At 69.7% G+C, this 24,009-nt stretch carries 20 protein-coding genes; 8 read left to right on the top strand and 12 right to left on the bottom strand.

Annotated features, from left to right (window positions below):
* Positions 1–72: 72 nt before the first annotated feature.
* Entirely contained in the window at positions 73–552 is a 480-nt protein-coding gene (locus tag AWU67_RS02875) for an OsmC family protein (protein ID WP_067226528.1), read from the bottom strand.
* A 114-nt stretch (positions 553–666) separates the two neighbouring features.
* Here AWU67_RS02875 and AWU67_RS02870 point away from each other — a divergent pair, with 114 nt between their 5' ends.
* Both AWU67_RS02870 and ald read left to right on the top strand, forming a co-directional pair.
* Positions 667–1,656, top strand: a complete 990-nt coding sequence (locus AWU67_RS02870; RefSeq protein WP_067226527.1) for an asparaginase — start codon at positions 667–669, stop codon at positions 1,654–1,656.
* Between the two features lie 57 nt (positions 1,657–1,713).
* Positions 1,714–2,829, top strand: a complete 1,116-nt coding sequence (gene ald, locus AWU67_RS02865; RefSeq protein ID WP_067226525.1) for an alanine dehydrogenase — start codon at positions 1,714–1,716, stop codon at positions 2,827–2,829.
* A gap of 77 nt (positions 2,830–2,906) precedes the next feature.
* Here ald and AWU67_RS02860 read toward each other — a convergent pair whose 3' ends face one another.
* The 5 genes from AWU67_RS02860 to AWU67_RS02840 all read right to left on the bottom strand — a co-directional run bounded on the left by AWU67_RS02860 (position 2,907) and on the right by AWU67_RS02840 (position 10,117).
* The gene (locus AWU67_RS02860) at positions 2,907–6,014 is read right to left on the bottom strand and encodes an FtsK/SpoIIIE domain-containing protein (RefSeq protein ID WP_067226522.1); all 3,108 of its coding nucleotides are present in this window, start codon (positions 6,012–6,014) and stop codon (positions 2,907–2,909) included.
* A gap of 162 nt (positions 6,015–6,176) precedes the next feature.
* Positions 6,177–6,848 (bottom strand): FHA domain-containing protein, encoded by a 672-nt coding sequence (locus AWU67_RS02855; protein WP_067226518.1) that lies wholly within the window; start codon positions 6,846–6,848, stop codon positions 6,177–6,179.
* Entirely contained in the window at positions 6,845–7,678 is an 834-nt protein-coding gene (locus tag AWU67_RS02850; RefSeq protein WP_234407334.1) for a PP2C family protein-serine/threonine phosphatase, read from the bottom strand. The genes AWU67_RS02855 and AWU67_RS02850 overlap by 4 nt, the downstream gene beginning before the upstream one ends.
* Positions 7,679–7,715: 37 nt before the next feature.
* Positions 7,716–8,687 carry an FHA domain-containing protein gene (locus tag AWU67_RS02845; protein WP_067226514.1) on the bottom strand — a complete coding sequence of 324 codons (972 nt, stop codon included), beginning with the start codon at positions 8,685–8,687 and terminating at the stop codon, positions 7,716–7,718.
* Positions 8,684–10,117, bottom strand: coding sequence for a gamma-aminobutyraldehyde dehydrogenase (locus tag AWU67_RS02840; protein ID WP_067226511.1), 1,434 nt, complete (start codon positions 10,115–10,117; stop codon positions 8,684–8,686). The genes AWU67_RS02845 and AWU67_RS02840 overlap by 4 nt, the downstream gene beginning before the upstream one ends.
* Positions 10,118–10,241: 124 nt before the next feature.
* On the opposite strand from AWU67_RS02840, the gene AWU67_RS02835 reads away from it, so the two are divergent.
* The 4 genes from AWU67_RS02835 to AWU67_RS02820 are packed head-to-tail and all read left to right on the top strand — an operon-like array spanning position 10,242 to position 14,066.
* Positions 10,242–10,724, top strand: a complete 483-nt coding sequence (locus tag AWU67_RS02835; protein ID WP_067226508.1) for an Lrp/AsnC family transcriptional regulator — start codon at positions 10,242–10,244, stop codon at positions 10,722–10,724.
* 3 nt (positions 10,725–10,727) lie between these two features.
* The gene (locus AWU67_RS02830) at positions 10,728–12,125 is read left to right on the top strand and encodes an aspartate aminotransferase family protein (protein ID WP_067226506.1); all 1,398 of its coding nucleotides are present in this window, start codon (positions 10,728–10,730) and stop codon (positions 12,123–12,125) included.
* Positions 12,110–13,552 carry an NAD(P)/FAD-dependent oxidoreductase gene (locus AWU67_RS02825; RefSeq protein WP_234407333.1) on the top strand — a complete coding sequence of 481 codons (1,443 nt, stop codon included), beginning with the start codon at positions 12,110–12,112 and terminating at the stop codon, positions 13,550–13,552. Before AWU67_RS02830 ends, AWU67_RS02825 begins: the two co-directional genes overlap by 16 nt.
* Positions 13,553–13,610: 58 nt before the next feature.
* On the top strand, positions 13,611–14,066 hold the full coding sequence (locus tag AWU67_RS02820) for a DUF805 domain-containing protein (protein WP_067226504.1): 456 nt from the start codon (positions 13,611–13,613) through the stop codon (positions 14,064–14,066).
* Here the strand turns inward: AWU67_RS02820 and AWU67_RS02815 are convergent.
* From AWU67_RS02815 to AWU67_RS02795, 5 genes are all read right to left on the bottom strand, one after another.
* The gene (locus tag AWU67_RS02815) at positions 14,011–15,264 is read right to left on the bottom strand and encodes a DUF4192 family protein (protein WP_067226502.1); all 1,254 of its coding nucleotides are present in this window, start codon (positions 15,262–15,264) and stop codon (positions 14,011–14,013) included. The two genes, AWU67_RS02820 and AWU67_RS02815, sit on opposite strands and share 56 nt — an antisense overlap.
* A gap of 103 nt (positions 15,265–15,367) precedes the next feature.
* Positions 15,368–17,455 carry an ABC transporter ATP-binding protein gene (locus AWU67_RS02810; RefSeq protein ID WP_067226499.1) on the bottom strand — a complete coding sequence of 696 codons (2,088 nt, stop codon included), beginning with the start codon at positions 17,453–17,455 and terminating at the stop codon, positions 15,368–15,370.
* Positions 17,452–19,185, bottom strand: coding sequence for an ABC transporter ATP-binding protein (locus AWU67_RS02805; protein WP_067226497.1), 1,734 nt, complete (start codon positions 19,183–19,185; stop codon positions 17,452–17,454). The genes AWU67_RS02810 and AWU67_RS02805 overlap by 4 nt, the downstream gene beginning before the upstream one ends.
* Before the next feature lie 7 nt (positions 19,186–19,192).
* Positions 19,193–19,837 (bottom strand): TetR/AcrR family transcriptional regulator, encoded by a 645-nt coding sequence (locus AWU67_RS02800; RefSeq protein WP_067226493.1) that lies wholly within the window; start codon positions 19,835–19,837, stop codon positions 19,193–19,195.
* A gap of 101 nt (positions 19,838–19,938) precedes the next feature.
* Positions 19,939–20,910 (bottom strand): aldo/keto reductase, encoded by a 972-nt coding sequence (locus AWU67_RS02795; RefSeq protein WP_067226490.1) that lies wholly within the window; start codon positions 20,908–20,910, stop codon positions 19,939–19,941.
* 263 nt (positions 20,911–21,173) lie between these two features.
* On the opposite strand from AWU67_RS02795, the gene AWU67_RS02790 reads away from it, so the two are divergent.
* Entirely contained in the window at positions 21,174–21,743 is a 570-nt protein-coding gene (locus AWU67_RS02790; protein WP_082716725.1) for a methylated-DNA--[protein]-cysteine S-methyltransferase, read from the top strand.
* A complete protein-coding gene (locus tag AWU67_RS02785; protein WP_067226488.1) occupies positions 21,740–22,309 on the top strand; it encodes a DNA-3-methyladenine glycosylase I in 570 nt (189 codons plus the stop codon). The genes AWU67_RS02790 and AWU67_RS02785 overlap by 4 nt, the downstream gene beginning before the upstream one ends.
* Positions 22,310–23,173: 864 nt before the next feature.
* Here AWU67_RS02785 and AWU67_RS02780 read toward each other — a convergent pair.
* Complete coding sequence (locus AWU67_RS02780) at positions 23,174–23,935, bottom strand: YaaA family protein (RefSeq protein WP_067226485.1); 762 nt, start codon at positions 23,933–23,935, stop codon at positions 23,174–23,176.
* Positions 23,936–24,009 lie beyond the last annotated feature (74 nt).

Genomic DNA, 24,009 nt, shown 5'->3' with positions numbered 1-24,009 from the left:
GCGGCCTGAGCTCTCACGCTGGCTCGTTGGGGGCGGCGTGGCACCGGGCGGCGCCGTCTGGCCGCGCTGCCGTCAGGCCGGGGTGGCCGCCGTGGTGATCGGCTCGTGCCCGACCGGGAAGTTGACCGAGTTGGCGATGAAGCACAGCTGGGACGCCTCGGCGTGCAGTGAGTTCGCGAGCTCGATGTGCGCGGCATCCGCCACGAGCACGCGCGGCCGGAGCGTTGCGGAGGTGAATTGGCCGCCGCCAGCGGCATCCGTCTGCATGCTGCCGACGGCGTCGTCGCGGTAGTCGAGCACGACGACACCGTGCCGCACCGCGACGTGCAGGTAGGAGAGCATGTGGCACTGGCTGAGCGCCGCCAGCAGCATCTCCTCCGGGTTCCAGCGGTCCCTGTCGCCGTGGAACGTGCGGTCGGCAGAACCCTCGATCGAGTGTTTTCCCGTCGCGCTCACCGCGTGCTGCCGGCCGTAGTCCCGGTAGGAACTCGTGCCGGTGCCACGATTGCCCTGCCACTGAACGTGCACGGCGTAGTTGTGTTCCTGCGGCATCTGAGCTCCTCGGTCTGCGCGGGGCCGCGCGATAGGCTTGACACCATCATGACTGACGTTCTCGCCTCCCCCGCGCCCGTGTCCGGCACCCGCTCCGAGCTGGCGGCGTAGGCCATGACCGAGACGTTCCGGTACACGGATGCCGTCGAGCTCGCCGTCGTGGAGCGCAGCGGCTTCGTCGAGTCTCGGCATGCCGGCTCTGCCATTGTGCTGGCCCCGGACGGCACCGTGCTGCGCAGCCTCGGCGACCCGGCCGCGCCCGTGTTCCCGCGCTCGACGCTGAAGCCGTTCCAGGCGATCGCCGCGATGACCAGCGGCGTCACCCTGCGCGGCGAGGACGCCGCGATCGCGACCGCGAGCCACTCCGGCACCGCCCGGCACGTCGAACTGGTGCGCGGGCTGCTCGCCAGGGAGGGCATCCCGGAGAGCGCGCTCGGCTGCCCGCCCTCCTACCCGCAGGATGCGGAGGCCCGCGATGCCGCGGTGCGCTCCGGCGCAGGCAAGCAGCGCATCCAGATGACCTGCTCCGGCAAGCACGCCGCCATGCTGCTGGCCTGCGTCGCAAACGACTGGCCGTTGGAGAGCTACCTCGACCCGGAGCACCCGCTGCAGAAGCGCGTGCTCGACGTGATCGAGCGGTTCACCGGCGAGCGCCCCGTCGCCAGCGGCATCGACGGCTGCGGCACGCCCGTGCACGCGATCTCGCTCACGGCGCTGGCCCGCGGCGTCCACCGCATCGGCACCTCCACCCCTGCATCACCGTTCGCGATCTTCCGCGAGGCTGGCGTGCTCGCCGAGGCCGTGCGGGAGAACGGCTGGGTCGTCGCCGGCCCCGGGCAGCCCGACACGGTCGCCATCGACCGGCTCGGTGTCTTCTCCAAGTTCGGCGCGGAGGGGATCATGGTCATGGTCGCCCCGAACGGCACCACCGTCACACTGAAGATCCTCGACGGCAGCCTGCGTGCGGCCAGCGCGGTCGCGCTGCGCCTGCTGGTCGATGCCGGGGCGTTGGACGGCTCGGCCGTTGAGGCGCTCACGCCCGAGCTTGGGCTGCTGCTCTCCGGCGGCGACGGCATTGTCGGCCGCATCCGAGTGACCATCTAGCCGCAGCGGAGTAGGCTCCTTGTGCCGGACGACGATGTCCGCGGTACAAGGAGCGGCATGAGAATTTCAGTCCCCCGCGAGGTCAAGAACAACGAGTTCCGGGTGGCGATCACCCCCAGCTGCGTGCACGACCTGGTCAGCAACGGCCACGAGGTTTTCGTGCAGACGGATGCAGGCCTCGGCTCAGGAATCTCAGATGCCGACTATCGGGCAGCCGGGGCACAGATCCTCCCCGACGCCGCAGAGACCTGGGCGACGGGCGAGCTTGTGCTCAAGGTGAAGGAGCCGGTCGCCAGCGAGTACGTCTTCTTCCGGCCCGGACTCGTGCTGTTCACCTACCTGCACCTGGCCGCGGAGGCCGCCCTCACACAAGCGCTGCTGGATGCCGGCGTCACCGCGATCGCCTACGAGACGGTGCAGCTGGCCAACCGGGCACTGCCGCTGCTCGCCCCGATGAGCGAGGTGGCCGGGCGCCTGGCGCCCATCGTCGGCGCCAACGCCATGCTGAAGCCCGCCGGCGGCCCCGGACTGCTCGTGCCCGGCGTGCCCGGCACCCGGGCGGCGACGGTGACCGTGCTCGGCGGCGGCGTCGCGGGCAGCAGCGCTCTGCAGCTCGCGGTCGGCATGGGCGCCGACGTGTCGGTGCTCGACACGAACCTGTTCCGGCTGCGTGAGCTGGACGCGCTCTACGGTGGTCGCATCACGACCATCGCCTCCAGCACCCTCGAGGTGGAGCGTGCCGTCATCGCCAGCGACCTGGTCATCGGATCAGTCCTCATCCCCGGAGCGAAAGCGCCCAAGCTGGTCAGTAACGAGCTCGTGTCTCGGATGCGGCCGGGCAGCGTGCTCGTGGACATCGCCATCGACCAGGGCGGCTGCTTCGCCGACAGTCGGCCGACCACGCACGCCGACCCGACGTTCATGGTGCACGGCTCGATCTTCTATTGCGTGGCAAACATGCCTGGCGCCGTGCCCACCACCTCGACCTACGCCCTGACGAACGCGACCCTGCCCTACGTGCGCGCCGTCGCGAACTCCGGCTGGCACGCCGCCATGCAGGCCGACCCGGCGCTGGCCCGCGGCCTCAACACGCACGACGGCCAGCTGACCAACGCTGCGGTGGCCGCCGCGCATGCGCTGCCGGTGCGCGACATGGCTGACGTCCTGGCCTGAGCCGCGCACGGCGGCAGGTGCGGCGCAGACGCGGAGCAGGCGCGGCGCGCTCTCGGCACGGCCACGGTGCGCACGCCTCAGCCGATCCGCACACGCTGCGGCCGGCCGTCGGCCTCGATCAAGATGCCCCGGGCGTTGCCGCCGGCCGGGGTGAGCAGCGGCGGCAGTTCGCGCAGCCGAGCGAGCGTGCGGAACTCCGAGAGCCGGCACTCGTGCAGCAGCAAGCGTGACCGTGGGCGCAGCTCGGAGAACAGGCCCCAGCGGGCTTGCCACCCGTCGGGGTCGCCCACGATCACGCGCACCCCGTCGGGCGGCCCAGCGGTCAGCAGGTCCAGCTCCCGGAGTTCCACGACGCTGCCGGACGGGTAACCGGCGGATGCCGCACCCTCCTGCAACGCGGACAGCGCCCGCGCCGGCGCTCCCGAAAGCACGAGCAGCACCCCGTCCTCCAGCTGAAGCACGGGGTCATGCGCCGGAGAGTCCGCGGCCGACAGGCCCACGGTCGACTCGCCCGCCCTGGCACACTGCACTTCGAGCCCCCGCCACTCCCCACGCCCGGCCGGCGCGCTCTGCCGCCAGGTGGCGGCGAGGCCGCCGGCGCGCAGGTGCTCGCCCTTCTCGGCCTGCCGCAGCAACAGCGTCGCGTCGAACAGGGCCCGGTGGGTCTGCACGGCGCCGGAGACGCCGCGGGCGGCGAGCACGATGGCGCAACCGGTGCGCTGGCCATCCCGCAGCGCAATGCCGAGGAGCTCACTCGCCTCGGCCTGATACTCGACGGGCCAACGGGCGAGCACCGCATCCCAGTCGTCGAACAGCAGCAGTCGCCGCCCCGACCCCACGAACGGGGCGCCCGGCCGTGGCGTGGAGCCCGGCTGCGGCGCCGCGGCCCCCACGAGGGCGTCCCAGTACCCCTCCGGGTCCTCCGCCCCGCAGCGCTGCACGGCCCACCCGCCGGCCGGCGCCTGCGCGCCGAGCGCCCCGAGCACGGCGCTGCGGCCACTGCGCGCGGCCCCCAGAATGAGCAGCGGACCGTCCTCGGCGGGTGTCCAGCGCGCGCGGCGGCGGCGCTGCAACGCGGGCTCATCGACGATGCCGAGCGTGAAGGAGTGCACGGCCGACTGCCCCGCCGCGAGCACTGCCCCGCTGTCCGGTTCTCGCTCCGGATCGAGCAGGAGCCCGGCCACCTCGGCGAGGCTCAAGCGTTCCGGCAGTGGGGGCAACCAGGGCCGCCGCACACCGGCGGCGGCCAACTCCTCGGCGCCCGGAACGAGGCCGCCCGCCCGCTCCAGCTCTTCCGACCTGCTGATCGCCGACTGGAACTCGATCAGGCGCCCGTCGCCGGCCGCGACGATGGCCCGGCCCGGTTTGGCGGGTGGCAGCAGCGCGGCCGCATCCGTGCCGATGGTGGCCCTGCTGTCCTCCCGGTTGTTCACGCGGAGCGAGACACGCAGCGTGCAGTTGGCCAGCAGAGCGTCGCGCACAACCCCGGCGGGGCGCTGCGTGCACAGGATGAGGTGCATGCCGAGAGATCGACCGCGCGCGGCGATGTCGACGAACACGGCGTGCAGTTCGGGTGCGCTGCCCAGCATCGCCGCGAACTCGTCGACGACGATCACCAGCCGCGGCAGTTGCCCCCGCACGGCCGGGTCGTCGATCTCGCGGGCGCGCACGGCCCGCAGGGTGCGCTCCCGGTGGCGGAGCTCCGCCTGCAGGCTGGCGAGAGCCCTGGCTGCCTCCGCCTCGTCGAGGTCGGTGAGCAGGCCGACGCAGTGCGGCAGCCGGGCGAGCTCGCCGAACGCGGAGCCGCCCTTGAAATCGACGAGAAGCACCGCCAGCTCGTCCGGCGGATAGGCCGCGGCCAGCGAGAGCACCCAGCTCACCAGCAACTCGCTCTTGCCACTTCCCGTGGTTCCGCCGATCAGGGCGTGCGGGCCGTTGGCGACAAGATCGAGCTCGATCGGGCCGTGCTGCGAGACCCCGAGAACACAGCTGAGGCCGGCCCCGTGCCACCCGAAGCGTTCCAGAGTGTGCAGGCGCACGAGCTGCGGCAGCCGGCCCGTCGTGCGCACCAGCCCCGCCGTCTGGGCCGCCTCGGCGAGCCGGGCGGCCACCACGGCGGCCTGCTGCCGACCGAGCAGTTCCGGCACGAGCTGCACGGAGACCACCCCGCCGCGTGCCCGCAGCAGCAGCGCCGACCGGGCCGACTCCACCCGGAGGATGCTCTGGCAGCCCGGCGGCAGCGCCTCGAGGGAACCGGCCACGGCCAGCAGGGGCTCCCCCGCGCCGGCTGGGTTGTCCTCGGCGGGGCCGTCGTTGACCTGTCCATTCTCGACCGGAGCGATTGCGGGCGCACCGGCTGACTTGTCGGCGGCCGTGGCCGGTTGCGGCAATACGTCGGCCCTGTCCACGAGCAGCAGCCTGACGCTGCCGGGAGCATCCGGGGCGCTGCGCTGCAGAGCGCCGGCCCAGGCCCACTCCTCGCCGAGCGGCAGCCGCAACGCCACGGAGCCTGGGTGTGCGGTGCGCAGGAACTGCAGCAGCAGGCCCCTGACCACCGGCCGAGCGAGGGCGGCCGGCCCGATGACGCCGAGCCCGCCAGAGAGCGGTATCGGCACCGGGGCGTTCTGCACGGTCTCCGCGCGGTCGCAGAGTTCGCGCACCGCGCTCAGCGCGGCCCAGCCTGCCGGATCCAGGTCGCCGGGGTCCCGGTCGAGCGCCCCGGCATCCAGGCGCACGGCGCTTGGTGTCGGTCCCCTGCCCACACTGACCAGGCCGGGCTCGCTACCCTGCCACCGGCCGGCATCCTCTCCGCCCGCGGCGATGTCGAGCGCCGACGGCGTGAGCTGCCCGGCCACCCGCCGCTCCTCCGCGTGCCTCAGCTCCAACTGCTCGCCCAGCGCGGCCAGCTGGCGGCTGAACCGGGCGCTCGCGCGGCGCACCGTCTTGCGGTTGTGCCGTCGCCCGTCGAGCATGCCGGCCACCGCCACGACGGGGCCGAGCGCGGCGAACAGCAACACGAACGGCGAGCCGGTGAGCAGCCAGATGGCGCAGGCCGCGACGACCGGGGCGACGCTGGCGATCAGCGGGAACGGAGCGCGCTCGGGCCGCTGTGGGATCGCGGGAACAGTCAGCGAGCCGGTCAGGGAGCCAGTGGGCGACGGCGGAGGGTGCGAGGACAACGACATGACAGCATCCGACCACGGGATGCCGTGGCTGTCACCCGGCGAAAACGGGGCTGTGCAGAAGTGCGCCGGGCGGCCGCGCTGTGCACAACAGGCGCGTGCACAACAAGCGCGCGCACAACAGCTGGGAATGCAACAGGCCGAGCCCCGCCAGGCGCTCGTTTGTCAGGCGACGACGAAGAACTGCTCGCCGATCTCCACCCGCGCACCGCGGGCAACCCGGTAGCGCCGCCCGGGCTCGCAGGAGGTCACGACGCCGTCCGTGCGCCGCACGACCGTGCCGTTGCCGGAGTCGCGGTCGCACACCCAGAGCTCGTTGTCGTGCTGGCCGAACTCGAGGTGGGTCTTGGAGACCGAACGCCCGGGGTCGGTGATCTGGATCAGGTGGTCGAAGCTCTCCTGGGCGGTCGGCAGCGGGCGGCGCCCGATGAGGCCGCTCCCGCTGACATCGAAGGACTCGCCCGTGCTGAACTGCAGCACGAAGCTGGTGCCGGAGGCCGACCCGCGCGGCACGGCGCCCGCACTTCCCGGCTCCGCCGCGGCGTGCCCGGCGCCGGCTGTCGCGGCACCGGCAGTCTCGGCGGCGCTCTCGGTGCCGGCGGTCTCGGTACCGGCGCTCTCCGTGCCGGCATCCGCCGGGCGCACCGCGCTGCCGTCGAGGGCGACGCTGACGATGCCGGTGGTCTGCTGCGGACGGATCGGTCGGATCAGCGTCGTGTCGGTCGGCCGGGCATCGCTGCGCTGGCGTGACGCCGGGGTCGCGCTGGTCGAGCTGCCGCATTCGCCGCAGAAGAGGGCGTCACTGGGGAGCTCTGCGCCACAGATCTGGCAGTTCACGATCGCTCTCCCTTCATCTCTCCAGCGTACTGGCTGTCGCCGCGCCTCACGGCGACCACGTCGACGACGACGACCGTCACGTTGTCGCGGCCACCATTGCCGAGCGCCGCCTCGACCAGTTTCTCGACGGCATCGCCCGGGCGCGGGTTGGCGAGCAGAAAGTGGCGGATGCCGTAGTTCGTCAGTTCCTTGGTGAGGCCGTCGGAGCAGATCAGCAGGCGCATGCCGGCCTCGATCGGGATCAGCTGATAGTCGGGCACCGGGTCTTCATGGAACCCGACGGCGCGCGTGATGACGTTGCTGTGCGGGTGCGTCTCAGCCTCTTCCGGCGTGATGTGTCCGGCGTCCAGGAGCTCCTGCACGACCGAATGGTCGCGGGTGAGCTGCTCCAGAACGCCGCCGCTCAGCACGTAGACGCGGGAATCCCCGATGTTGAAGACCAGCCAGGCGGAATCCGCGCCGGTCGTGGCCGTGATGGCGACGCCGGTCACCGTCGTTCCGGAGCCGGCATCCGTGACGCCAACCTTTTCGTGCATGTCTTGGACAGCCAGGCGCAGGGCGTCCTCGATGGCGGCCGGCCCGACGGCGCTCTGCCCGCTCAGCTCGGCGAGTCGGCTCACCACTGCCCCACTGGCCACGTCGCCGGCCGAGTGCCCGCCCATGCCATCGGCGACGACGAAGAGCGGGGTCTCGGCGAGGAAGCTGTCCTCATTGGCCTCGCGGCGCAGCCCGGTGTCGGTCATCGCCGCCCACGCCAGCGTGATTTCGGTGCCGTTCGGGCTCGCAACCGTCGCGGTGTGCCCGTTGTGCTCGTGGCCGATCTGAGTCACCTAGTGCGCCTTCGCTGGTGGTGGGTGGGATTCAACTTTATCGCCACCTGGCCGTTCCGTCGGCCGTGATCGGCAGCACGTCGATAACAACCCCGTCGCCGAGCAGGATCCGACTGCCGGCCGGCACGACGGTGGCGGTGCCGCCGTGCAGGTGCAGCTGCGACCCGTCCGGCTGTTCCACGAGCGTTCCGTTGGTCGAGTCCAGATCGGTCACGATCACGTCCTCGCCGCGTTGGTTGACCAGCACATGGGTGGAGGAGACCTCCTGGGCGGGCGAGCTGACCGTGATCAGCCTGGCCGTGTTGTTGCCGAGCTGCACGGCGTGCGGGCGCCGCCCGATGTAGCTGTCCACGTCGAGAACAAAGGTCTCCCCCGCGATGCGAATCCGGTGCACCAGCGGGCCGGCATCGTCGCCGCTGCCGAGGCCTTCCGCCGCGCCATCCGGCACGCCCAGCACCAGGTCAAGGCGGCGACCACTCAGCGCGCTACCCTGCTGCGCACCGCCCTGCTCCGCCCACTGGCCGTCACCGTCGATGCTCGCCGTGGCGCCGGGCGGCGGCAACTCGGCGGCAGAGATGGGGCGGGCGTTCGCCGTCGAGAAAGAGAGCGCGCTCACTTCGCGGAAGTCCGCGAGCAGCCAGGGGCGGATGCCGCGACTCGAGTGCCGCTGGACACCGCTGCCGGCGAAGACGTCGACGACGGCGCGGCCGCGCACGATGACGCTCACGGTGCCCTCCCCGCCGTCACCGGCGGTGCCGTCGATCTCGGCCGCCAACTCGACGACGGCGAAGTCCTCGACGGCGCTCTCGCCTTGCAACGGGATCACGGCGAGCACGCGTTCCAGCGTGCTCGCCGCGGCCCCGCGCAGGTCCAACAATGCTTCGAGCACCGGCTCGGGCGTGCCGGCGGGCACCGCCGCCACCCAGCTCTGCGCAATCACGTAGTGCCAGAGCGTGCTCGGGTGGGCATCGGGCGCGGGTGGGACGGCGCGCCACCGTGGTGCACTCATCCGATGTAGCTCATCACGTGCTTGATCCGCGTGTAGTCCTCGAAGCCATACATCGAGAGATCCTTGCCGTAGCCGGAGTGTTTGAATCCGCCGTGCGGCATCTCGGCGACGATCGGGAGGTGCGTGTTGATCCAGACACAACCGAAGTCGAGGTTTTTCGCCATCCGCATGGCCCGGCTGTGGTCCTTGGTCCACACCGAGGAGGCGAGGGCGTAGTCCACGTCGTTCGACCAGCGTAGCGCCTCAGCCTCGTCGCTGAACTTCTGCACCGTGATGACCGGTCCGAAGATCTCGTTCTGCACGGCGTCGTCGTTCTGCTTGAGGCCGGAGATGATGGTGGCCGGCCAGAAGTATCCCGTGTCGCCCTGACGCGCGCCGCCCAGTTCGATGGTGGCGTGGTCGGGCAGGCGGTCGATGAAACCGCTGACCTGGGCCAGCTGCCCGGCGTTGTTGACCGGGCCGAACAGGATTCCCGGCTCACGCGGCGCGCCGGTAATGGCGTTCGCGCGGGCGTAGTCGCGCAGAGCCTGCACGAACTCGTCGTGGATGCCGGCCTGCACCAGCACCCGGGTGGCCGCCGTGCAGTCTTGCCCGGCGTTGAAGTAGCCGGCGGCGGTGATGCCCCGCACGGCGGCCTCGATGTCGGCGTCGTCGAAGACCACGACGGGCGCCTTGCCGCCCAGCTCCAGGTGCACCCGCTTGAGGTCGCTGGCCGCGGCCTTGGCCACCTCCATGCCCGCGCGCACCGAACCGGTGATGGACACCATCTGCGGCGTCCGGTTCTCGATCATGGCGGCACCGGTCGAGCGGTCCCCTGTGACGACGTTGAGCACGCCCGGGGGCAGGAACTCCGCCGCGACCTCAGCCAGCAGCAGCGTCGAGAGCGGCGTGGTGTCAGAGGGCTTCAGCACGGTTGTGTTGCCGGCGGCGAGCGCCGGGGCAAACTTCCACACGGCCATGTTCAGGGGGTAGTTCCACGGCGTCACCTGGCCGATCACGCCGACCGGCTCGCGGCGGATGAAAGAGGTGTGGTCCTTCATGTACTCGCCGGCCGAACGGCCCTCCAGATTGCGGGCGGCACCGGCAAAGAAGCGGATCTGGTCGACGGAGAGCAGGATCTCGTCCTCGACAAGGGTGCCGCGGGGCTTGCCGGTGTCCTGCGACTCGGCGTCGGCGAACTCGTCCGCGCGTGCCTCCATCGCGTCCGCAATGCGGAACAGCGCCAGCTGGCGTTCACCGGGGGTGGTCTCTCCCCACACCTCAAACGCGGCGGATGCCGCGTCGTATGCCGCGGCGACGTCATCCGCCGTGGAGATGGGGCTCGTGCCGTAAACCTGTTCGGTTGCGGGGTCGACCAGCTCCAGGCGGGTGTCGGAACGCGACTCGGAATAGTCGCCATTCACGAAGTTGCGCAGGACATGGTGGGCCATGGCCAACAGCCTAGGCTGCTCGCGCCGCGGTATCGAGTAGGAATTTCAATGGATTCCGTCGCCGATGCACCTTTGAACCACGGATTCCCTTGTCAAGGCAGCTTCGCACTGACAGAATCAAGCCATGAGCACGCATGGTCGCATGTCTCCGGTCAAGCCGGTGCAACTGGATGACGTCTCGAAGGCGATCATCGAACAGCTGCAGGTGGATGGTCGGCGCAGCTACGCCGAGATCGGCAAGGCCGTCGGGCTCAGCGAGGCCGCGGTGCGCCAGCGGGTGCAGAAGCTCACGGATGCCGGCGTCATGCAGGTCGTCGCCGTCACCGACCCGATGCAACTCGGCTTCTTCCGCCAAGCGATGATCGGCATCCGGGCCAGCGGCGACACCCGCGTGCTCGCCGATGCGATATCCGCTCTCAGCTCCGTTGACTACGTCGTGCTCACCGCGGGCAGCTTCGACCTCCTGGTCGAGGTCGTCTGCGAGGACGACGAGGAGCTGCTCACCCTGCTGAACACGCAGATCCGCAATCTGGATGGCGTCCTCAGCACAGAAACGTTCGTCTACCTCCGACTTCACAAGCAGTTGTACAACTGGGGAACACGGTAAATCATGGGAATCTCAACTCGTCCGCAGCTCACCGAAGAGCAACTGCAGCAGAAGGCCAAGGACCACCTCTGGATGCACTTCACCCGGCAGTCCGGCATGGACAACGGCGGGGTGCCGATCATCACCCGGGGTGAGGGCCACCACATCTTCGACTCGAAGGGCAAGAAGTACTTCGACGGCCTCTCCGGGCTGTTCGTCGTGAACGCCGGGCACGGCCGCAAGCGTCTGGCCCAGGCCGCGGCGAAGCAGGCCGAGGAGCTCGCGTTCTTCCCGCTCTGGTCATACGCGCACCCCTCCGCGATCGAGCTTGCCGACAGGCTCGCCGACTACGCCCCCGGCGACCTGAACAAGGTGTTCTTCTCCACCGGCGGCGGCGAGGCCGTCGAGACGGCCTTCAAACTCGCCAAGCAGTATTGGAAGCTGCAGGGCCGCCCCACCAAGCACAAGGTGATCTCACGGGCCGTCGCCTACCACGGCACGCCGCAGGGAGCACTCGCGATCACCGGCATCCCCTCGATGAAGGAGATGTTCGAGCCGATCACGCCCGGCGGCTTCCGGGTGCCGAACACGAACTTCTACCGCGCGGCGGAGGTCGGCGCGCCCAGCGACGACCTCGAGCAGTTCGGCGTCTGGGCGGCGAACCGCATCGAGGAGATGATCCAGTTCGAGGGCCCGGAGACCGTCGCCGCCGTGTTCCTGGAGCCGGTGCAGAACTCGGGCGGATGCTTCCCGCCGCCTCCCGGATACTTCCAGCGTGTGCGTGAGATCTGCGACAAGTACGACGTGCTGCTGGTCAGCGACGAGGTCATCTGCGCCTTCGGCCGGATCGGCCACATGTTCGCCTGCGACCAGTACGGCTACGTGCCGGACATGATCACCTGTGCAAAGGGCATGACCAGTGGCTACTCGCCGATCGGTGCCACCATCGTCAGCGACCGCATCTACGAGCCGTTCTCCAAGGGCGACACCACCTTCTACCACGGCTACACCTTCGGCGGGCACCCGGTGTCTGCCGCCGTGGCGTTGGAGAACCTGGACATCTTCGAGGAGGAGGGACTCAACGAGCGTGTTCGCGAGAACTCGCCGCTGTTCCGGGCCTCGCTGGAGACCCTGCTCGACCTGCCGATCGTGGGCGACGTGCGCGGCGACGGCTACTTCTTCGGCATCGAGCTGGTCAAAGACAAGTCGACGAAGGAGACGTTCAACGACGAGGAGTCGGAGCGGCTGCTGCGCGGGTTCCTGTCCAAGGGGCTCTACGACGCCGGGCTGTACTGCCGGGCCGACGACCGGGGCGACCCTGTCGTGCAGTTGGCGCCGCCGCTGACCATCGGGCCGGCCGAGTTCACTGAGATCACCGACATCCTGCGCGGTGTGCTGAGTGAGGCGTGGTCGCGTCTCTGAGCCGGGAGGCTGAGGCTCCGCCCAGCTTCTGGCTCGACGCACTGCGTGCCGCGGGCACGGATGATCTGCGGCCGCGCGCGCCGCTCACCCGCAACGCCACCTTCGATGTGTGCATCGTCGGCGGGGGCCTGACCGGATTGTGGACGGCGTATTACCTGGCCAAGGCTGATCCGAGCCTGCGCATCGCGGTGCTCGAGAAACACATCGCGGGGTACGGCGCGTCGGGCCGGAATGGCGGCTGGTGCTCCGCGCTGTTCCCGACCTCCACCGCGGCGTTGGAGCGCAGCCACGGGCGCGACGCGGCACTCGCGATGCGGCGGGCCATGAACGACACCGTCGGTGAGGTGGCCAGGGTCACCGAGGCCGAGGGCATCGACTGCGACTTCGTGCAGGGCGGCACCGTCGCCTTCGCCCGCAACGCCCCGCAACTCGCCGCAGCCCAGGCCGACGTGGCCGCCGCCGCCGAGTACGGCGTCGACGAGCTGGAACTGTGGAGCGCCGAGCACGTCGAAGGGCGGTTCGGCGCGCGCGGCACCGGGCGCGAGCGCCCGCTCGGCGCCGCCTTCGACCCGGCCTGCGCCCGGCTGCAGCCGGCGAAGCTCGTGCGCGGCCTGGCCCGGCTGGTCGAGTCGCTCGGCGTCACGATCTTCGAGCGCACGGAGGTCACCAACTGGTTCTCCAAGCGGGTGCGGTTCCGCTCCGCGCTGCCCGACGGTGGAAGCGTCGACGGCGCCGTCTCGGCGACCACCATCGTGATCGCCGTCGAGGGGTACGGGGCGGCACTGCCCCGGGTCGGCCGGCACGTGCTGCCGCTGTACTCGCTGATGATCGCAACGGAACCCCTCAGCGACGACGTCTGGCGCGAGATCGGCATCCAGCACGGCGAGACGTTCACCGACTACCGGCACCTCGTGATCTACGGCCAGCGCACGGCCGACAACCGGCTCGCCTTCGGCGGGCGCGGCGCCCGGTACCACTGGGGCAGCGCCATCCGCGAGGAGTACGACCGCGACCCGCGCGTCTTCGGCCATCTGCAGCGCACCCTCGTCGACCTCTTCCCCGCCGCGACGGATGCCGCCATCACCCACCAGTGGGGCGGCCCGCTCGGGGTCAGCCGCGATTGGCGGGCCACGGCCAGCTACAACCCGAAGACCGGGGTCGCCCTCGCCGGCGGCTACGTCGGCGACGGCCTCAGCACCACGAACCTGGCCGGCCGCACGCTGAGCGCACTGATCCGGGACGAGCAGGGACCGCTCACCGAGCTGCCCTGGGTCAACCACCGCTCCCCGCAGTGGGAACCGGAGCCGCTGCGCTTCGTCGGCTCGAACCTGGGGCTGCTCGCCACGGGGCTCTCCGACGCGGAGGAGTCCCTGACCAGACGACCGTCGCTGGCAGCCAAGCTGATGGGGCCACTCACCGGGCATTGAGCGGGCTGCGGGCGCGTCGACCCGACAGGAAACGGAACGATCCGTACGCTGAGCCACTATGTCAACCACTGCGACCACCCCACTCTGGGCACCCCTCTACGGTGCATCGTTCTCTGAGGCCTTCTCGCGATTCTGGAAGAAGTACGGCACCTTCTCTGGCCGGGCCAGCCGGAGCGAGTACTGGTTCTGGGCCCTGGCAAACTTCATCGTGACGGGGTTGCTGATCATTCTCACCGCCGTATTCGGCCTGACCGGCTCCACGCTGGACTCGAACACGGGCAGCTACCAGCTGAGCGGCGTCGCGGTGGCCGGCATCATCGTGGTGGGCCTCTGGTCGCTCGCCACGCTGATCCCCGGGCTGGCCCTCACCGTGCGTCGCCTGCACGACATCAACTTCAGTGGCTGGATGTGGTTCCTCAACCTGATCCCGTCTGTCGGATCGCTGATCATCTTCATCTTCACCGTGCTGCCCTCCGATCCGCGCGGCGCGCGTTTCGACCGTCCGACCGCCTGACCTGCCGCGGGGTGGGCTGTTCCAGCGGAACCGCGAACGCCCACTCCGGCAGGTGCCCTGCCCGCAACATGGAATCCAGTAGCCCGGCGAGGCCGTAGTCCGGGTTGATGGCCAGCGCCATCTCGAGGAACACGCCGCCCCGGCTGCTGCGCCCGAGCGCCCAGTTCAGCCAGGCGAGCATCGTCAAGGCCGGCGGTTTGCAGTTGCGCGGGGCCCGCGCCACGAGCTCGAGCAGCAGCGCGATGGCCGCCTCGATCCTCTTCGGGTCTGGCCGCGGCCCCTCGCCCCAGAGCAGCCGGGCGCTCTGTGCGCCCGCGCCCGGCTCGCCGGCGACGAACCGCTCGTTCTCCAGCTCGGCCACCACTCCGGCTGCGGCGCCGAACGCCCACTGCAACAGCAGCACATCCCGGCTCGGCGCGGACTGCATCGTGAACAAGAGGGCGGCCGCGTGCAACATGCTCAGCTCCCCCGCCGGTGCGTCCAGGCTCGTCTCGGCAATGCCCGGCAGGTCCAACAGCGCTTCCAACTCTGCCGAGGGCTCGCCGAGCGCCACAGGGTCGACGGCCATCGCCCGAAAGCGGGCGATCAGCTTGCCGATCTGTTGCTTGGTGGCCCGATTCGCCGGGGCGCGCTCCGGGCCGGGTCCGTGCTGGCCGACGAGGCCGCCGTGCTGGTCAGAGCGGGGGCCGCGCTGGTCGTCGAGGGTGGCTGGCTGGCGGGCCGCCGCGATCAGGGCGAGCGCCCGACCGCCGCGCGGCACAGCCGTGTCGAAGTACGACGCCCAGCCGTCAGCGGCGACGCAGAGCGCGTCCCGTACGAGGAACCCGGACTGCTCGGCGTGGAAGATCAGCGCGTTCACGAACTCGCCGTGCGGCGGGATGCTTCCGGCCCCGAACCGGGCGGCCGTGTAGGCCACCGGCACCACGGCATCCACCTCGGGGATCTTGCAGAGCATGCCGACCAACGAGGACGCCACCGCGTTCTGGGCGTCTGCTCCCACCGGCCCATCGGGGGCCAGCCCCTCGGACGGCGGCCCGTCTGGTGGCCCGTCTGGCGGCAGGTCGACGCGGAGCGCCCCGCAGCTGCGGGAGCCCCGAAAGGCGACGAGCACCATGCTCTGCACCGGGCGGAAGCCGGCCAACTCGGGCACGATGGCCAGGAATTCGTGCGGCTCGTGAGCCGTGATGATCGTTGTCATGCAGCGATCCTCGGCCGCCTCAGCTGACGCCGGAAGCCCCAAACGCCCGGCTGTGCACAAGGGCGGCTAGACGCCGCCCTGTGCACAACTCGCCGGGAACCGGCTACGCCGGGCTCTCCTCGCCCTCCAGCGCCGGGGCCTCGAACTGCGCGTTGTACAGCCGGTGGTAGGCCCCGCCGAGGCGCAGCAGCTCGGCGTGGTTGCCCTGCTCGACGATCTGGCCGTCCTCCATCACCACGATGAGGTCGGCGTCCCGGATCGTGGAGAGCCGGTGGGCGATGACGAAGCTGGTGCGGTCGCTGCGGAGGGCGCTCATCGCCTTCTGCACGAGCAGCTCTGTGCGGGTGTCGACGGAGCTCGTCGCCTCGTCCAGAATGAGCACGCTCGGCTGCGCGAGGAAGGCGCGCGCGATCGTGATCAGCTGCTTCTCGCCGGCGCTGATGTTGCCGGCCTCGTCGTCGAGCACCGTGTCGTAGCCGTCCGGCAGGGCGTGCACGAAACGGTCGACGTAGGTCGCCTGGGCGGCGGAGAGGATCTCCTCCTCCGTTGCGCCGGGGCGGCCGTAGGCGATGTTCTCGCGGATCGTGCCGCCGAACAGCCAGGTGTCCTGCAACACCATGCCCATGCGGCCGCGCAGCTCTGCGCGGGTCATCGTGGCGATGTCCGTGCCGTCCAGGGTGATGCGGCCGGAGTCCAGCTCGTAGAACCGCATGATCAGGTTGACCAACGTCGTCTTGCCCGCGCCGGTCGGGCCGACGATCGCGATGGTGTGCCCGGGTTCGGCGACGAGGTTCACGTGCTCGATCAGCGGCTTGTCCGGTTCATAGCGGAAGCTGACGTCGTCGAAGACGAGGCGGCCGCTGACACCGTTCGCGGATGCCGAGCGCGCCACCCCAGCCCCGCCCCGTTCGGCGGTGGCCAGTTCGGCGGAGCCCCGCTCAGTGGAGACCGGCTCGGTCGAGTACGGCCGCACCGCATCCGGGCTCTGCTCCTCGGCGTCCAACAGCTGGAACACACGTTCGGCGGATGCGACACCGGACTGCAACAGGTTCGCCATCGACCCCAGCTGGCTGAGCGGCTGGGTGAACTGCCGGGAGTACTGGATGAACGCCTGCACGTCACCGAGGCTCATCTGCCCGCCGGCCACCATCAGGCCGCCGAGCACGGCGATGGCGACGTAGACCAGGTTCCCAATGAACATCATCGCCGGCATGATGATGCCGGACACGAACTGGGCGCCGAAGCTGGCCCCGTACAGTTCCTCGTTCTTCGCGGTGAACTCGTCGTTCGTCTCGCGCCGGCGCCCGAACAGCTTGACCAGGGAGTGCCCGGTGAAGGTCTCCTCGATGCGGGCGTTCAACTCGCCGGTGTGCTTCCACTGCGCCACGAACAGCTTCTGTGAGCGCTTGCCGATGACCACCGTGACGAGCACCGTCAGCGGGATGGTGACGAGGGCGACGAGGGCGAGCAGCGGCGAGATCGTGAACATCATCACCATCACGCCGATGACCGTCAGGATCGAGGTCAGCGCCTGGCTCAGCGTCTGTTGCAGGCTCTGCGAGACGTTGTCGATGTCGTTCGTCACGCGGCTGAGCAGCTCACCGCGCTGCATCTTGTCGAAGTAGCGCAGCGGGAGTGCGTTGAGCTTCACCTCGATGTCTTGGCGCAGGCGGTAGATGGTGCGCTGCACGCTGCCGTTCAGCACGAAGGCCTGCAGCCACATGAACACCGACGCGAGCAGGTAGAGCACGGCCACGCCGAGAAGCACGCTGCCAAGCGCGGCGAAGTCGATGCCCTGGCCGGGGGTGAGGTTCATCGGGGCGAGCATGTCGGCCAGCTGGCCCTGGCCGGATGAACGCAGTTGCTCGAGCGCCTCCGCCTTGGTGGTGCCGGCCGGCAGCTGCGCCGAGACGACACCCTCGAAGATGATGTTGGTGCCTTGGCCGAGCAGCTTCGGGCCGAGCACACTGAACACGACGCCGATCGCGGCGAGGATCGTGACAGAGATGACCTGGAACCATTCGGGGCGAAGCCTGCCCATCAGGCGCTTCAGCGAGGGGCCGAAGTTCATCGCCTTCTCGACGGGGGCGCCGCCGCCGCCCATCGGGCCGCGGCCCATCGGCCCGCGCTGCGGAAGTGGGGTCCGGACGGGAGCGGCGTCATCCGCCGACGTGTTCTCTGACTCGCTCATGCTGCCTCCTCCGCGGTGAGCTGCGAAGAGACGATCTCCGCGTAGGTTTCCGACGTCTCCAACAGCTCGTCGTGGCTGCCGCGGCCGACGATCTCACCGCCCTCGAGCACCAAGATCTGGTCGGCGTCGACGATCGTCGACACGCGCTGGGCGACGATGAACAGCGTGGCGTCGCCGATGTCGGCCTTGAGTGCCCGACGCAGGTTCGCATCGGTGGTCAGGTCCAGTGCGGAGAAGGAGTCGTCGAAGATGTAGATGGACGGCCGTTTGACGAGGGCCCTGGCGATGGCCAGCCGCTGGCGCTGGCCGCCCGACACGTTCGTGCCGCCTTGGCTGATCTGCGCATCCAGCCCGCCGGGCATCGAGGCGACGAAGTCCCTGGCCTGGGCCACCTCGAGGGCGTGCCAGAGCTCCTGGTCGGTCGCCTCGCTCTTGCCGTATCGCAGGTTGCTGGCCACGGTGCCGGAGAACAGGTAGGGCTTCTGCGGGACGAACCCGATGTGCCCCCAGAGCAGCTCCTGGTCGATGTCGCGCACGTCGACGCCGTCGATGTGCACGGTTCCCTCCGTCGCGTCGAACAGGCGCGGCAGCAGGTTCACGAGCGTGGTCTTGCCCGATCCGGTGCTGCCGATGACGGCGGTCGTCGTGCCGGGCGCCGTGCGGAAGTCGAGGTCGGTGAGCACGGGCTGGGCCGCGCCGGGGTAAGAGAAAGAGACGCCGTCGAGCGCGATGGAGCCGATGCCGCGCAGCTCCGTGACGGGGTTCGTCGGCGGGATGACGCTCGGCTCCGTGCTGAGCACCTCTTGGATGCGGTCGGCGCAGACGGCCGCGCGCGGGATCATCACGGCCATGAACGTAGCCATCATGACCGCCATCAGGATCTGCATCAGGTAGCTGAGGAAGGCGGTCAACGTGCCGATCTGCATCGAACCGTCGTCGATGCGGAACGCCCCGAACCAGAGCACCGCAATGCTGGACATGTTCAGCACCAGCATCACGACGGGGAACATCAACGCCATCAGGCGCCCAGCTCGCAGCGCCGTGTCGGTGAGCTCGGCGTTCGCCTTGCCGAAGCGCTCGGTCTCGATCGGCTCGCGTACGAAGGCGCGGATCACGCGGATGCCGGTGAGCTGCTCGCGCAGCACCGTGTTCACCCGGTCGATGCGCTTCTGCATCGAGCGGAACAACGGCACCATGCGGATCACGATGAACCCAACGGCGATGAGCAGCACGGGAACAGCCACCGCGATCAGCCACGACAGTTCGAGGTCCTGGCGCATCGCCATGATGATTCCGCCGATGCAGAGGATCGGGGCGCTCACCAGCAGGGTGCAGGTCATCAGCACCAGCATCTGCACCTGCTGCACGTCATTAGTGGAGCGGGTGATCAGCGAGGGGGCGCCGAAGCTGGCCACCTCCCGCTCCGAGAACTCACCGACCTTCTCGAACACGCTCTGTCGGAGGTCCCGGCCGAGGGCCATGGCCGCGCGGGCCCCGAAGTACACGGCGATGATCGCGCAAACGATCTGCCCGAGGGTGATCAGCAGCATCCACGCGCCGGTCGTCATGATATACGCGGTGTCGCCCTTGGCGACACCCTGGTCGATGATGTCGGCGTTGAGCGTCGGAAGGTAGAGCGAGGCGATCGACTGTGCCAGTTGGAAGACCACGACACCGAGGAGCAGCCAACGGTAGGGCTTGAGGTAGCGCCAGACCAAGGGGAGAAGCATGGGATTCCTAGTCGTTCGTCGGGGCGGTGGGGTGGGTGGCGTGTTGGTCGGATGCCGGTTGCGCCATGCCGTGCAGCAGCAACTCAGTGATCTCCCCCACGGTGAAGTTCTCTCCCTCGCTGAGCAGCGGGTGGGTCATCGAGAGCGTGGTGAGCCGGATCATCTGCGCGGCGCGGCGCGGCGGCATCCGCAGCTCGTCGGCGTGACGCGCCAGCACGGTGGCGACCGCACTGAGGATCGCCTCGCTGTCTGGGCGCTTGTGGTGTTCGGCATCCGCCCGCGGCCGCGACCAGAAGTCGAGCGCGACCATCAGGCCGAACAGCTCGCGAATGCGGGCCTGCAACCGCATCACGATCATCTCGAGCGTTGACGCCAACGTGGCGTCGTGCGGAATCTGCAGCAGCGATGTCGCGAGGGCACCGCCGTCCATGTGGCGGTGCAGCGCGGCCCCGAGCAGCTCCTCCTTGTCGGCGAAGACGCGATAGATCGTGCCCTCGGCGATGCCGGCGGCCTCGGCGATCTGCTTGCTCGTGACGTCGCCGCCGTGCGCGATGAACAGCGGGATGGTGGCGTCCAGGATGGCGCTGCGGCGCTCCTCACGCCCGAGCGGTTTGGCTCGGCCGGCCTTGACGGATGCGGCAGCGGCGATCACCCGAGAAGACTAACTGAGTGAGCGCTCACTCAGCTAGGGCCCGCCTTCCGCTCTGGGTGAACATGCAGCGGGCGCAGTGCGCTCTCTCGGTCTCGGGCGGGTCACTTGGGCTGCGCGAAGAAGCCGCCGATCGTGGCGACGTCCTCCGCGCTGGGCTTCCAGGCCGTGGCGGCCGCCGCGTTCTGCTGCACCTGTTCCGGCGTGGTGGCACCGGCGATGACGCTGGTCAGGCCCGGCTGGGCGAGCAGCCAGGCGAACGTCGCCGCCAGCATCGTGACGGCGCGGTCGGCACAGAAGGCGGCGTAGGCCTCCATCGCGTCCCACGGGGCGTTGTCGACGAGGTGCTTGCGGGTGCGCATGATGCGGCTGTCGGCCGGGCCGTCCTCGCGGCTGAACTTGCCGGTGAACAGCCCGTTGTAGAGCGGGAACCAGGGCAGGAAGCCGAGCCCGTAGGCGTTCACGGCCGGGAGCACCTCGGCCTCCGCGCCTCGGGTGAGCAGGTTGTACTCGTTCTGCGCCGAGATGAAGCGCGGGTGAGAGTTCAGTGCGGCCGTGTATTGGGCATCCGCGATCTGCCAGCCGGCGAAGTTGGAATGCCCGATGTAGCGGACCTTGCCCTCGCTGATCAAGTCGTCCAGGGTGGAGAGGGTCTCCTCGATCGGCGTGTGCGGGTCGGGGGTGTGCAGCTGGTACAGGTCGATCCAGTCGGTCTGCAGGCGGCGCAGCGAGCCCTCGACGGCGAGCCGGATATAGCGGCGGGAGCCCTTGGCGCCCCAGCTGCTGATCGGGGCCGGGTAGTCGACGTGCCCGAACTTGGTGGCGAGCACGATCTCTTCGCGGCGGCCGCGCAGCGCGTTGCCCATCAGGGTCTCGCTCAGGCCGTACTCGGCGCCGTACATGTCGGCGGTGTCGAGCAGAGTCACGCCCGCGTCGATCGCGGCCGAGATGACGGCATCCGTGCCCTGCTGCGTCTCGGTCACGGTGCCGGCGCGGCCGAAGTTGTTGCAGCCGAGCCCCACAGTGGAGACACGGAGGCCGGAGTTGCCGAGGGTGCGGTATTCGATCTGAGCCATGTCTGCCAGCCTATTGCGGATGCCGCGGCCTGCGACTCCGCATGACGCTTGCCTACGGCATCCCCACCGAGATTGCAGGAGGTGTGAAGCTCAGGCGCTGTGCGCCACAACTACTGCAGTCTCGGCGATCGCAGCCTCGGTGGGTAGCGTGCGCCGCCCGCTCCGCGCTCCCCTGTTGTGCACAGGACCGCTCCAGCGGCGATCTCTGCACAGGTGTCCGATTCTCGCCAGCGCACCCCAGCCAGCCCGGTTACAGTCGAAGCATGACCGCGAACACCAGCACCCAGAGTGCGTACATTCTGCGCACCGAGAGCCCGATCGGGCTGCTCGAGCTCACCAGCGACGGCGAGCACATCACATCCCTCAGCATCGCCCGCCATGGCCATGTTCCACTCGAGCACGAGCCGGAGCGCCCGAACGCCGTGCTCGAGCTGGCCGCGCGCCAGCTGGCCGAGTACTTTGCCGGGGAGCGGCACGACTTCGATCTTCCGGTCGCCATGCACGGCACCGAGTTTCAGACGAGTGTCTGGTCTCGCCTGAGCACGATCGGCTGGGGCGAGTTCCTGTCCTACGGTGAGCTCGGCGTCGAGGTCGGCAAGCCCGGCTCGGCCCGTGCGATCGGCGGCGCCGTCGGGGCCAACCCGATCCCGCTCATTGTGCCCTGCCACCGTGTGCTGGCCGGCGACAAACGCATCACCGGGTACAGCGGAGGCGATGGCATCCCGACCAAGGTTTGGCTGCTTGACCACGAGGGCATTGCCCACAAGACGAACCGGGTGCCCGCTCCCCCGCGCGAACCGCACACCCAGCTCGAGCTGGACTACGCGCTGTGAACGACCTCGCGACGGCGGATGACGGTGTCGCCCGCTGCGGCTGGGTCGGCGACGACGCCGAGTACCGCCGCTACCACGACGAGGAATGGGGCCAACCGCTGCACGACGGCCGCGCCCTGTTCGAGAAGGTCTGCCTCGAGGGTTTCCAGGCCGGACTCTCCTGGATCACGATCCTGCGCAAGCGCCCGGCGTTCCGCGAGGCCTTCCACGGATTCGACATCGACGCGGTCGCCGCGATGGACGACGCCGACGTCGAGCGACTGGTTGGCAATGCGGGCATCATCCGGCACCGCGGCAAGATCACGTCGACGATCAAGAATGCCCGGGTGACCCAGGAGCTCGGCGTCGATGGCCTGCACGATCTGATCTGGAGCTTCGCCCCGGATGCCGGCGCGCGCCCGCAGACGCTGGCGCAGGTTCCGGCGACGACCGCGGAGTCCGTCGCCCTGAGCAAGGCGCTGCGCGCCCACGGATACGGCTTCGTCGGCCCGACGACGATGTACGCGCTCATGCAGTCGGCCGGTCTCGTCGACGACCACGTCGTCGGCTGCCACCGCGCGGGGTAGGCGCACCCCGCCTGCGGACGGAGCCGGCTGCGGCGTCAACGGATGCGCTCGAGGCTTCGGTCGCTGGTGCTCCATGTCGCCAGCGGGACGTTGCCCGCTGGTCGAATAGGCCCGCCAGGGCCGTATCGAGACCCAGTTTCCGGCAAGAAACCGAGCCGAATGCGGGGTCTCGATACGCTCGTCCCTCGCTACTCGACCAACGGGTGCGGGCGGACGCTGCCCACTGGTCGAGTCGGCCTGCCAGGGCCGTATCGAGACCCAGTTTCCAGCAAGAAACCGAGCCGAGTGCGAGGTGTCGATACGCTCGTTCCTCGCTACTCGACCAAGGAGTGCGGGCGACGCTGCCCACTGGTCGAGTAGGCCCGCCAGGGCCGTATCGAGACCCAGTCTCCAGCAAGAAACCGAGCCGGGCGCGGGGTCTCGATACGCTCGTCCCTCGCTACTCGACCAACGGGTGCGGGCGGACGCTGCCCGCTGGTCGAGTAGGCCCGCCAGGGCCGTATCGAGACCCCGTTTCCGGCAAGAAACCGAGCCGTGCGCGGGGTCTCGATACGCTCGTCCGTCGCTACTCGACCAAAACGGGTGCGGGCGGACGCTGCCCGCTGGTCGAGTAGGCCCGCCAGGGCCGTATCGAGACCCAGCTTCCGGCAAGAAACCGAGCCGAGTGCGCGGTCTCGATACGCTCGTCCCTCGCTACTCGACCAAAACGGGTGCGGGCGGACGCTGCCCGCTGGTCGAGTAGGCCCGCCAGGGCCGTATCGAGACCCAGTTTCCAGCGAGAAACCGAGCCGGGCGCGGGGTCGCGATACGCTCGTCCCTCGCTACTCGACCAACGGGAGGGCGGGTGTGCGGGAGCGTGCGCCTCTAGACGATGAGCGCGAGCTCTTCCGGCGCTTTCGCGGTCGCCAGCTTGTGCCGCTGCAACCGCAGCCCGGCGCCCGGCGCCCAGTCGAGCAGTTCGTCGACGCTGCCGAAGTCGATGCCTGCCTCCAGCACCACCCGGGTGAACTCGCCCTTGGACTTCTTATTGAAGTGGTTCAGCGCCCGCTTCTGGCCGTCAGCACCCTCGCTGAGCACACGCAGGTAGGCGGAGCCCTCCCGCACCGGCAGCGTGCCGAGCGCCGTGTACGCCTCGGAGCGGAGATCGAGCAGTACGCCATCCAGCGGGGCGAACTGCTGCCGGATGACGGGAACCCAGTGGCCCTTCAGCGAGAGCGCCGGCAGACGCGAGTCGTGCGACATCCGGTAGGCCGGCACGCCGTCCAGGGCCGCGACGGGGCCGAGCAGTGCGGAGTGCACGACGAGGTGGCTGTGGGCAAACGCGCGCGCCGCGGGCGAGAGCGTCGCGGCGTCGAGCGCGTCGTAGAGCACACCGGTGTACCGGTCGATCACGGGCATGGTCGCCGAGGTGTGGAGCTGCCGATTACGCTCCACCTCGAACAGCTGCGTGCGGCCGAGCTTGAGGGCAGCGACGGAGGCGTCGGTGTCTTCTGCCAGCTGCACGAGGGCATCCACGAGCTCGCGCCGCTGCGGGGCGAGTGCGGGCAACGCCAGCCTGGCTACGTCCAGCGGTGGGCCGTCGCCGCCGTCGCGCTTCGTCTCGGAGGGCGGGAGCAGGATGAGCATGGGTGGTTCCTCGTGGCTGACTCAGGGAGGGAATGAAAAAGCCGGGACCCGGCAGCGCTTACGCGCGCCGTGGT

The organism is Microterricola viridarii, from assembly GCF_001542775.1.
GTDB lineage: Bacteria > Actinomycetota > Actinomycetes > Actinomycetales > Microbacteriaceae > Microterricola > Microterricola viridarii_A.
The sequence above is the reverse complement of the archived record's forward strand: the minus strand, read 5'-3'. Positions and strand labels throughout refer to the sequence as shown.